A 2,263-nucleotide genomic window follows, 5' to 3' on the forward strand; every position below is an offset into this window, starting at 1 on the left:
GCCGCCGCCGCGGCCGGCGCCTCCGCCGCGGGAGCCGCCCCCGCCGCCTCGACGCAGTCCGCGAACGCGCTGTCGTCGCTGTCCGGCAATTTCAACACCTTCCTCAACCTGCTGATGACGCAGTTGCAGAATCAGGACCCGACCAGCCCGGTCGATACCAACCAGTTCACGCAGGAACTGGTGGAGTTCTCGCAGGTCGAGCAGCAGATCAACACCAACTCCAGCCTCAACACGCTGATTCAGCTCACGCAGACCGGGCAGGTGCTGCAGGGCTCTTCGCTGATCGGCAAGACGGTCGATGTCGCCTCGACCCAGGTGCCGCTGCAATCCGGTGTCGCGCCGGCGATCACCTTCACGTCGCCGGTGGCGGGGCCGGCCAGCGTGACGGTCGCCAACGCGGCGGGCGTGGTCGTGGCACAGCCGCAGATCAGCGCGTCGCAGGGGAGCAACAGCTGGACTTGGGACGGCACCGGCGCCAACGCCAGCACGCAGCCGGACGGACTTTATACCTTCACCGTCAACGGCCCCGCCGCGACCGGCGGCACGCAGTCGCTGCCGTTCAGCGTGGTCGGCACGGCGACCGGCGTCACCCGCAACAACGGTACGATCGATTTGCAGATGGGCGGGCTCACGGTCGATTTCGGCCATGTCCAGTCGGTCGGCAACTGAACGCGCCGCTCGTGACCCGACGCGGCAGGAAATGCCGGGCGATTAACCTCCCGCTAAGCCGCTGTTGCCATGGTCGGGGCCCGGCAGAAGGCCGGCATGGGGGCACGCTGGCGCGATGGGTGCGCTGCTTGAAGGGTTGAAGGCGCTGGGACCGGCGCGGCTGGCCGCGATGGGGGCGGTCGGGCTGGGTGTCCTGCTGCTGCTCGCCGTGCTCGCGCTGCGCGGCGGGCAGTCGCAGTACGCGCTGCTGTATGGCGACCTCGATCTGCGCGATTCGGGGCAGGTGGTCGATGCGCTGACCCGCCAGCACATCCCGTATCAACTGGGCGCGGGCGGCGCGCAGGTGCTGGTGCCGGTTGAGGATGTCGCGCGTGCCCGGCTGCTGCTGGCCAAGGACGGCCTGCCGTCGGGCGGTTCGGTCGGCTACGAAATCTTCGATCGCGGCGACAGCCTGACCGCGTCGGAGTTCCAGCAGCAGATCAACGAGACCCGCGCGCTGGAAGGTGAACTCGGCCGCACGATCCGGGCAATGGACGGGGTCCGTGCCGTGCGCGTGCATCTGGTGCTGCCGCATCGCGAGCCGTTCTCGCGCGAGCGACAGGACGCGCAGGCGAGCGTGATGCTCACGATGAACGGCAACGCGCGTCTCGACCGCGAGGCGGTGAGCGCGATCCTGACCCTGCTCGCCGCCGCGGTGCCGGGGCTGCGGGCGCAGAACATCGCCGTGGTCGACAGCCGCGGCACGCTCCTCGCCCGCGCCGGCGAGGCGATCGGCGGCAGCCCCGCCGCGCAGGGGGTCGAGGAGATGCGCCGCGAGATGGAAGCGCGCCTCGGCCGGGCGGTGGAGGAGATGCTGGAGGCGAGCGTGGGTCCCGGTCACGTGCGGGCGGAGGCATCCGTCGAGCTCAACACCGAGCATGTCCGCGAGACGGAGGAAAAATACGACCCCGACAACAAGGTCGCCCGCAGCGAACAAAGCGTCGGCAGCAACAGCCGCACGACCGAAAAGGACGGCGCCACCTCGGTGCAGAACAACCTGCCGAACGCCGATGCCGGCAAGACGCAGTCGGGCACGCAGGAAAGCCGGCAGGAGGAGACCACCAATTACGAGATCGGCCGCACGGTGCGCACCCTGGTGCGCGAACAACCCTCGGTCCGTCGCCTCAGCATCGCCGTGATGGTGGACGGGACCGAAGCCGTGGGCCCGGACGGCAAGTCGATCTGGACACCCCGCGGCGCCGATGAGCTGCGTCGGCTGACCGGTCTCGTGCAGAGCGCGGTGGGGTATGACCCGAAACGCGGCGACCACGTGGAGGTCGTCAGCATGCGCTTCGGCGCCGATGACGCGGCGCCCGCGGCCGAACCCGCGGGCATCCTCGGGTTGCATCTGGAGCGCGGCGACATGGTGCGGCTGGCGGAGACGGCGCTGCTCGGCGTGCTGGGGCTGCTGGCGCTGCTGTTCGTGCTGCGTCCGATGGTCACGCGGCTGATGCTGCTGCCGCCGGGCGGATTGGCGGACGGCGTGTTGGCGACAACGGCCCTCGGGGGCGGCGGCGGCGCGCCGCTGCTGGCCGGCGTGCCGTCGGGCGCACCC

The 2,263-nt window shown here is 70.5% G+C and carries 2 protein-coding genes; both read left to right on the forward strand.

Features of this window, described 5'->3' with window-relative positions:
- A partial coding sequence (locus B8460_RS10925) for a flagellar hook assembly protein FlgD (RefSeq protein WP_048861633.1) occupies positions 1-669 on the forward strand: 669 nt, incomplete at its 5' end.
- A 115-nt stretch (positions 670-784) separates the two neighbouring features.
- The coding region (gene fliF, locus B8460_RS10930; protein ID WP_048861634.1) for a flagellar basal-body MS-ring/collar protein FliF at positions 785-2,263 on the forward strand (1,479 nt) is incomplete at its 3' end.

This window comes from Acidisphaera rubrifaciens HS-AP3 (assembly GCF_000964365.1).
In the GTDB taxonomy this organism is placed as follows: domain Bacteria; phylum Pseudomonadota; class Alphaproteobacteria; order Acetobacterales; family Acetobacteraceae; genus Acidisphaera; species Acidisphaera rubrifaciens.